This is a genomic window from Spirochaetaceae bacterium (assembly GCA_009784515.1).
GTDB lineage: Bacteria > Spirochaetota > Spirochaetia > WRBN01 > WRBN01 > WRBN01.
Genome location: WRBN01000078.1, coordinates 1 through 8,673, shown reverse-complemented (window position 1 = coordinate 8,673; position 8,673 = coordinate 1). Strand labels below are relative to the sequence as shown.

The 8,673-nt window shown below is 41.1% G+C and carries 9 protein-coding genes; 7 read left to right on the top strand and 2 right to left on the bottom strand.

Annotated elements, in window-relative coordinates:
- A partial coding sequence (locus FWE37_08075) for a hypothetical protein (GenBank protein MCL2520935.1) occupies positions 1–667 on the bottom strand: 667 nt, incomplete at its 3' end.
- Positions 668–880: 213 nt separating this feature from the next.
- On the opposite strand from FWE37_08075, the gene lysS reads away from it, so the two are divergent.
- From lysS to FWE37_08040, 7 genes are all read left to right on the top strand, one after another.
- Entirely contained in the window at positions 881–2,482 is a 1,602-nt protein-coding gene (lysS, locus tag FWE37_08070) for a lysine--tRNA ligase (protein ID MCL2520934.1), read from the top strand.
- Positions 2,483–2,538: 56 nt separating this feature from the next.
- On the top strand, positions 2,539–3,045 hold the full coding sequence (locus FWE37_08065; GenBank protein MCL2520933.1) for a hypothetical protein: 507 nt from the start codon (positions 2,539–2,541) through the stop codon (positions 3,043–3,045).
- Positions 3,042–4,178, top strand: coding sequence for a hypothetical protein (locus FWE37_08060; GenBank protein MCL2520932.1), 1,137 nt, complete (start codon positions 3,042–3,044; stop codon positions 4,176–4,178). Before FWE37_08065 ends, FWE37_08060 begins: the two co-directional genes overlap by 4 nt.
- A 15-nt stretch (positions 4,179–4,193) precedes the next feature.
- Positions 4,194–4,733: a hypothetical protein gene (locus FWE37_08055; protein ID MCL2520931.1), complete on the top strand. Its 540-nt coding sequence runs from the start codon at positions 4,194–4,196 to the stop codon at positions 4,731–4,733.
- Between the two features lie 76 nt (positions 4,734–4,809).
- Entirely contained in the window at positions 4,810–5,937 is a 1,128-nt protein-coding gene (gene lepB / locus FWE37_08050) for a signal peptidase I (protein ID MCL2520930.1), read from the top strand.
- Position 5,938: 1 nt separating this feature from the next.
- Positions 5,939–6,679: a signal peptidase I gene (gene lepB, locus FWE37_08045; GenBank protein MCL2520929.1), complete on the top strand. Its 741-nt coding sequence runs from the start codon at positions 5,939–5,941 to the stop codon at positions 6,677–6,679.
- A gap of 59 nt (positions 6,680–6,738) precedes the next feature.
- The gene (locus tag FWE37_08040) at positions 6,739–8,205 is read left to right on the top strand and encodes an SDR family NAD(P)-dependent oxidoreductase (GenBank protein ID MCL2520928.1); all 1,467 of its coding nucleotides are present in this window, start codon (positions 6,739–6,741) and stop codon (positions 8,203–8,205) included.
- 41 nt (positions 8,206–8,246) lie between these two features.
- On the opposite strand, the gene FWE37_08035 is transcribed toward FWE37_08040, so the two are convergent.
- On the bottom strand, positions 8,247–8,673 hold a 427-nt coding region (locus tag FWE37_08035), incomplete at its 5' end, for a hypothetical protein (GenBank protein ID MCL2520927.1).

Below are 8,673 nucleotides of genomic sequence, written 5' to 3'. Positions count from 1 at the left end.
GGTTATTGCGTACATCTAGCCTAACTAAATTACTAAGCCGGCGTATATCTAAACTCGTTAGTTCGTTAGTGCCCAGCCACAGCCTAGCTAAATTGGTAAGCCGGCTTACATCTAGGCCGGTTAGCTGGTTACGGGTAAGGCTAAGTTCGGTTAAGTTGGTGTTGTTACTCACATCAATAGCGCTTAAATTATTGCCGTTGGCATAAAGTTCGGTTAGGCGGCTAAGGTTTCTTACATCTAAGTTGGTTAATAAATTATCGCTCACCGAAAGGCTGGTTAAATTGATAAGGTTACTTACATCTATAGCAGTTAGCCGGTTACCGTCTATCCGCAGCCACGTTAAAGCCGTTAAATTACTAATGTTATCAAGGTTAGTTAAGCCGTTACCGCTCAAATTAAGCCAAGTAAGGCGGGTTAAATATTCTATCCCTGCCGCATCATTAATACCGCTTATAATTAAACCGCCGCTCATTAAAGCTAAAGCGTTGCTTAACTCTTGCCCTGTCAAGGTAGTATCATGGCTGTTTAGCTTATCGGCAACAAGAGCACGCAAATTTTCATCGGGGAAAAGGCTGTTAAGGGTAGCATTAGCCGGCACCGGCAACCCTTGCCCGTAAGCCATAGTTAAGGTGGTTAATAAAAATATAGCTGTTAAAAAAATTTTCACTTAAAAGCTCCTTAGGCTATTACCCATACCAAGCGGTAACTAAATAACTTTAGCCTATAACATACAATATAAAGCTGTAAGTTGTCAATTATACCGGCCGTTTACACCATGCACGAAAGGCACGAAAAATTATACATTTTTATTCTTTAAATTAGGTTACACTCTGTTTTCTCTTAAGTTGCAAAGTTTAACAAAGTGTATTATACTGGCCGTATGGAAAGATTAACTCACGAAGAAATAGCCCTAGCCGGCCATTGGGCCGATATTTGGGCCGCTAAAGTAGTACGCGAAAAAGGCGAAAAGCCTCAATACACCTGCGCCAGCGGTATTACACCCAGCGGTACGGTGCATATCGGCAACTTTCGCGAAATTATTAGTGTCGATTTAGTAGTGCGCGGCCTGCGCGCGCTGGGCAAAAAAGTACGTTTTATTTACAGCTGGGACGATTATGATGTGTTTAGAAAAGTGCCCAAAAATATGCCTAACCCCGAATTACTGCACAATTACTTGCGCCATAGCATCGATGCTGTGCCCGATACCACCGGCGGGTACGCCAGTTACGCCGCTTATAACGAAGCCACGGTGGAAAAAACTTTACCGCTAGTGGGCATTAATCCTGAATATTTATACCAAAGCAAACGCTACCGTTCCGGCCTGTACGCCGAGCAAATGAAGATAGCTTTGCAAAAACGTGAGCTGATTAGGGCCGAGCTTGACGAATACCGTAAGGAGCCACTGGAAACGGGTTGGTATCCCTTAAGTATCTTTTGTGAAAATTGCCAAAAAGATACCACCAATATTTTAAGTTACGATGATGATTATGGCGTAGAGTACAACTGTGAAAGCTGCGGCCACCACACCACCCTCGATTTACGTAAGACCGGCGCCGCCAAATTGCCGTGGCGTGTGGATTGGCCCATGCGCTGGGCTTACGAAGGCACCGATTTTGAACCGGCCGGCAAAGACCACCACAGCGAAGGCGGCAGTTTTAGCACCGCCAAAAAAACGGTGCGCGAAATTTATAACCACGAACCGCCGGCTACGTTTCAGTACGATTTTTTACGCATTAAAGGCGGAGCAGGGAAAATCTCCAGCTCATCGGGTGAGGTAGTCGATTTAGGCGACTGTTTAACCATCTACCAACCCGAAGTAGTACGCTTTTTATTTGCCGGCACCCGGCCTAACAGCGAATTTGCCATTAGCTTCGACCTTGATGTGCTGAAAATATACGAAGATTACGACAAGCTGGAGCGTACTTATTTTGACAAACCTGACAAAACCGATGAAAAAAAGTACAAAAAATGGTTAAATGCCGCCCGCACCTACGAGCTTAGCCAAGTGGACGCAGCGCCCGCTGTTATGCCGTACCAAATACCGATACGGCACTTATGTAACCTGCTACAAATTAATGACGGCAACATTGAGGTTACTCTTAACGGCCTGCCCGATGTGCAAGTGGAGCAGCAAGAAAGGCTGGTTCAGCGGGCAAAGTGTGCATGGAACTGGATAAGCGACCATGCACCGGAAGATTTTAGGTTTAAAGTGCGTGATGACCAACCGGCTTTACCTTTAATTGCCGATGAGTTAACTATTGTTGACCAGTTAAAAAACTTACTTCCTTTAATGAAGCAGCTTGATGAAAACAGCTTTGCCGAAAAGCTCTACGACCTTTGTAAGCAGCTTAACATAGAAAGCGGCGTTATCTTCACTTTGTGTTATAAAATTTTGCTGGGCAAAGAAAAAGGGCCGCGTTTAATTAGCTTTTTGTATACGCTGGGGTATGAGAGAGTAGCCAAAATATTAAATTTTTATTAAATTCACAACAAGGAATAACCTTAACGACTATTCCTTGCTCAAGGAGGTTGCTTATTATGACAGATTTATATACGATTTTAGTAGATTACGTTAATGATAGCGCAGATGCCTTTAACGAAGGTAAACGCCAAAAAAATGTAGAAAAGTATCAACAAGCAGCTGATATAGTTCAAAAATGCTTAAAAGAATATAATCCTCTTCCTGATATTACTTTGAAGAGAGAAACTCAAGAACGACGTATTATAAAATTGTATCTTCTAATTTTTCAAAATGGGGTAGATGCTTACAAAGCACTTTTGAAAGAAGATGAGGCTCAAAAACTATTTAGTATTGCTAGAAATTATGCTCTAACTGTTCAAAAGAGTATAGAAAACGACCATGAGCTTTCTGGCCTTTATATACAATTAGAAACCGTTGCTGCTAGAAAATATAAATCGAGCCCACCAGCTAAATATGATAATGGTGAAAATAGTGATACAGCTGCTATTGTAGGCGCTGTGGCTATAGGCGCTTTAGCTATAGGTGCTCTTGCCGCTCTGTTATTAGGGGGCAAAAATAAATGACCCCAGATAAATTTTTAAAATTTGGCTTGAGCCAAGAAGAAGCGGAAAAGTTAAGCAATGATAATAATAAAAATATATTTAAGCTAGCTGAATTGGTATTGAATATAGCCGCTTTAATTACTGTAGAAGACGAAGAAAATCTTATTGACAGGGACGGTAACACGCAGAATTATTTTATAAGCCAATATACCAGTGCTGCTACTGCACGTAACATTCTCTTTAATAAAACGTGTATTAGGCTAAATGTGGCCTCGCAGATGAATGACAGTGCTGAAGGTAAAATTTTATTTAGTTACTGTAATCTTATAGAAGAAAAAAGCACAAAACTCGCCTTCATAAGATCTTTTAGCTTTAAGAATGACGATTTAAATCAATTTAGGCTTTATGCAAAAGATAAAGGTGAAGAAGCCACCGGTGTAGGATTGGTCTTTAATCGGAATCTTTTTAATCCTAGTTCTACTTTGCCTAGTGAAAAGATGAAAATAAATACGGAAGAGTTGGCTGTAGATAAAAATAACGCCATAGATATGCCCCTTATGCGTTGTATTTACTTTGATAAAGAAAAAGAGGCTGTCATTAGCTTAGGCATGGTAGATAAACATAGCTATTTAAAATATTACAAAAAATATTGTGGCTTAAAAGAAGAACACAAAAAAGAGTTTACACAAATTTACCAAGCTTACCGTACTCTTATAGAAGAGAAAGCTCAAATCGTTGAAGATACTTTAATAGAAATAAATAGAATAACTCAAAAATTACACGAAGACGAAGAACGTAAAACAGCGAACATTATCCTTAAATACATAGCCTATTATATTAAAGATTCCTCTTTTAGTAACGAAGAGGAATGCCGGTTAGTTAAAATTTTAGATATAAATAAGGATAAGGATAAGGATAAGGATAAGGATAAGGATAAAATTAATCCTAAAATTGATAATGAAGAACTATTAAATTATGAAGATAAACTTCCTTTTCTTTACATTGAAGTTAGCGAACATCAGGCAATTAAAGATAATTTAAAATATATTCATCTTTCGCCAAAATTTAACAATAGCTATGAATTAAAGGATTATTTAATTCATCATGATTACAATAACGTTATCATAAAAACTAACAAAAGTACTTTTTACTAATGAAGAAGTGTTAATATGCAGCAATACACCATTAAAAATTACCGTTACCCATTACTTAAGTTCATCGCCCCGGCAGGATTGTTTGGACTGGGCATACTTATTTTAGTGTTTGTTAGCCCGTTGGCCGGCTGGGCTATTTGGCCTTTGGTGATAGCCGCTATTATTTTAACAGAGATTGGCGTTAGTAAATTTATTTGCCAACAATGGCAAATTACCCTTAAAGAACAAGCTATTCATTTAAATATTAATGGTAACGAAAAAATTATTTACTACAGAGATATGCGCGGCCTCAAGTTTAGCCATAGCAGCGCGGCTCGGTGGTCTATCACCGATGTGCATTATCGCTCTCATGCTAATATTTACGCCATTCCTACGGTTTTGTCCTCGAGTTATCAGCTAAAATGGGGCGATGCCGAAGGCAACCTCTTTCACATAGTGGTTTTTAAGGGCATTTTGAAGAAAGAGCGTTTAAATGCTAAAACGCTGCTTAAATTTTATGAAGACCTCGAGTTAGCAAGGGTTTCTCAAACCGATTCAAAATATAACCATCAATAAAACACCTCCACCTAAAGGCGCAAGCTACCCTACCCACCTCTTTACAAAAATGACTAAATATGTTATTAATAAATCTATGAAAAGTAAAACAAAGGTTAGTAAGTTAGCTGTATTTTTAGTTACCGCTACCGAGTGGTATTTAACCCGGCGAGCCCGTAAAAAATATCTCCAGCAACAAAAAAAAGATACCAAATACCGCGATTTACCTTTTTTAAAAGGAGTAACGGCCCGTATAAATGATGCCGCTAAGCTGCTCACCACTAGCCCGCCTTTATTTTTTAAAGCCTTTTTAAAAAAGCTTAAAGATTTTGCCCTAACTTTATTATGGGCTATTGCTTGGGTTTTTATTATTAATCAATTTTTAATCCAAGCTTATGTTATTCCTTCGGGCTCGATGATACCCAGCCTGTTGGTGGGCGACTATATTTTTGTCAACAAGCTTGTTTACGGCCCCGAAATTTTACCGGAGATTGGCAAATTACCTTCGCCTTTTAGGCCGGAGCGCAGCGATATTGTTATCTTCGAGAGCCCGCAGCAATACTCGGCGGGCACGGCGGCCAAAATTGCCCAGCGGCTTATCTATATGCTTACCCTTTCGCGGGTAGATATTAACCCCGAAATACAGCTGCTTATTAAACGCACCATTGGCAGTGACGGCGACCAAATTATTTTCCGCAACGGCAATGCTTATATTAAACCGCGCGGCGAAAGCCGTTTCATCAGCGAACACGACTTTATCCATTTAAAAAGATTAAATTACAGCCCCCGCCGCTTATTACCGGAGAGCGATTACGAACTTAGCCGTAACTTAATTATAGCTTATACCTACCGTAGTCAAAATATCGCTTTACCCAGCCATTTGGCGCATTTAGAAGCAGGCGAACCGTTTCCTAGTAATAACCTGCATTTAGATAGGATAAGATATATGTCGGCCATTTTAGAGCAGCAGCAGTTACTTTATCAATTTTACCCGTGGCTTAGCCACGAGCGGGCCAATTTTTACCGGCAATATTTGGGCATTTACGTGCCCGATGGGTATATTTTACCGTTAGGTGATAACCGTGATGATAGCCTTGACGGCCGCAGCTGGGGAGTTATCAGCCAAAATTCGGTGCTGGGTAAAACATTAATTAGGTTTTGGCGCACCGGCTGGCTTAACGAATGGTGGCAAAGTAACCCGCTTACCTTTGGGATAATCCGTTAAAATGGCCAAGCAACGTTTAACCCAAAGGCAATCTTACCAAAATAAAGTACAAAATTTTAACCGGCGCAAACGTTACGTCATTTTTTTTGTGCTGTTATTTTTAAGTTACCACATCGTAAGTAATGTTTTTTTACGCAGTTATACCGTGCGTAATAACGGTATGCTGCCGCTATATAGCTCCAGTAGCCGCATAATTGCCTCGCCTTTTGGCTACGGGCCAACTATCTTTGCCGGCCACCGTTTTCCTACCACAGCCACTCCGCAGCGTGGCGAAGTAGTGCTAAGTATTTTGCCGGGCCACCCGCGCTCCAACTTTTTAAACGAACTTTTTAGGCCGGTTATCCGTTTTAGCAGCTTAAATTTTAGCGAAATGGTTATCCCCGAGCGGCAATTAGGTTTACCCGAATTAGTTATTAAACGAGTGATAGCCCTGCCCGGCGATACCCTTTATATGCAAGATTACGTTGTTTTTGTAAGGCCCCGCGGACAAAATTATTTTATTAACGAATTTGAGCTCTCATACACCAGCTACGAAACTTTAAGAGGAGCCAATGTGGCTAATTGGGAACAATTTTTACCGTTATCATCTAGCTTTCAGGCCATTACCTTAGCCGATGACGAGTATTTTTTACTGGGCGATAACCGTACTTTAGTCAACGACAGCCGCACCTTTGGCCCGGTAGCTCGGCGCGATATTAGAGCACGAGTGGTAGGCAGTTATTTTAACCTACGATTTAATTAAGAATTGGCTCGTACTTAATTTTTAATTCTTAATTACTATTTTTTAATTTATAAAGAACTATGTTAAAAAAAAACTATTACATTATTGGCGCCGGGTTTGCCGGCCGTGCTATTGCTGGCGATATAATTACTCAAAACGCCGGCGCTATCTTAGCTTTTTTAGATGACGACAGCGCCAAAATAGGGCAAAGCTTACATAATGCCCCCGTCTTAGGGCCGATAGCTCAAGTATTACCGGCTTTAAATAAAGAGGCCGCCATTTTAATTGCTATACCCAGTTTAAACAGCGGGCAACTTAATACCATCTTTAACTGGGCACGCATGGCCGGCTTTAAAGATATTACCCTGCTGCCGCGTCTTTCGCAGCTGGTGGCTCCGCAAGGCAGTATCTTAATGACACGTAACATCGAAGCCGCCGACCTTTTAGGGCGCGACCCCATTTTACTTAGCCCCGAAAAAACTTTACCTTACATTAAAGGTAAACGCGTGTTAATTACCGGCGCCGGCGGTAGTATCGGCAGCGAGCTGGCACGGCAGTTGCTTATTGCCGGCTGCGCAAGGCTTTACCTATTTGGACACGGCGAAAACTCTATTTACCAAATCGAGCGGCAGCTAAAAAAATTGCAGCAGGCCGGTATTGGCAACGGGGCCAGTCTTGTGCCGGTGATTGGCGATATGCAAGATAAGCATTATATCGTATCTTTAATCGCTAGGCTTAATGTCGATATTATTTTTCATTGCGCCGCCCACAAACATGTACCATTAATGGAACAAAACCCGGTAGAAGCCATTAAAAATAATTTATTTGGTTTAGTCAATATCGTAGAAGCCGCTAAGCAGGCCGGTACGGCCCGGCTTGTTTTTATCTCTACCGATAAAGCCGTCGAGCCAACTAACACCTACGGAGCCAGTAAAGCTTTAGGCGAAGAGCTTATCTTAAGCGCCAACGCTGCCGGCCATAACTTTTTTATTGTTAGGTTTGGTAATGTACTGGGCAGCAGGGGCTCGATTATCCCCCTTTTTGAAGAGCAAATTAAACAAGGCGGCCCCCTTACCGTTACTCACCCCAAAGTTAAACGCTACTTTATGACTATCCCGGAGGCCGTAAGTTTAATTTTGCTAAGCCCCAATGTCAAAAACCCTGCCGCCCTTTTTTTGTTAGATATGGGCGAGGCCATCAGCATAAGCGAATTAGCCAAAAAAGTAGCCTTAATTTACGGCCTAAATGTAGATAACGGCGATATAGCTATTAAATACATTGGGCTGCGCGAAGGCGAAACCCTAGAGGAAGAATTGCTGGGCCAAAATGAAGAGGCCGATTTGACTGAATACCCATGGTTATTGGCCGTTAAAAAGAAAGAACCTTTTAACGAGGCCGCCTTTAACCACCTTTTAGCTAAACTTTACCCGATATGCTACTACGATGCCGAGCAGCCTGCCCGCTTTAGAAGCCGCCGCTTATTACACCGGCTGCTTGCCGATTATTATAAAAATTTTACCTACAATTTAAATGAAGACGAATATTAATAATTAACAATTAATAACTGGAAAGTAAAAGTTTTTAATTCTTAATTATTACTTTTTAATTCGGCCGCTTCTATCCTTTTAGCTACTTTCTCTCTAAAGCCGGCCGGAGGTTCTTCGCCGTCTAACATCTGTTTAAAAGCCCCAGTTAAATAATCCATATTAAGCCAATCTTCATCGTCATCATTAACCGGTTCGGCCGGCTGGTTATCTTTATCCTCCGGCTTATCTTGATGATGGTTCTTCTCCTCCGTCTTAGTTTTAGCAGCAGAGCTTGGGGCGGGCTTAGCTTTGTTATTCACTTTGACCGGAGGTAACTTCATTTCGTCCTCATCGTCTTCCTCATCAGCTTCTTCTTTGGCTAAGTAATCAAACAAAAATCTTAAAGCTTTGCCATGCCGGTTATTATAAGCTTCTTCTAATAAAGTATAAGCTAACGCTAAATACCCATCTTGTTCCTCTACCGGCCTT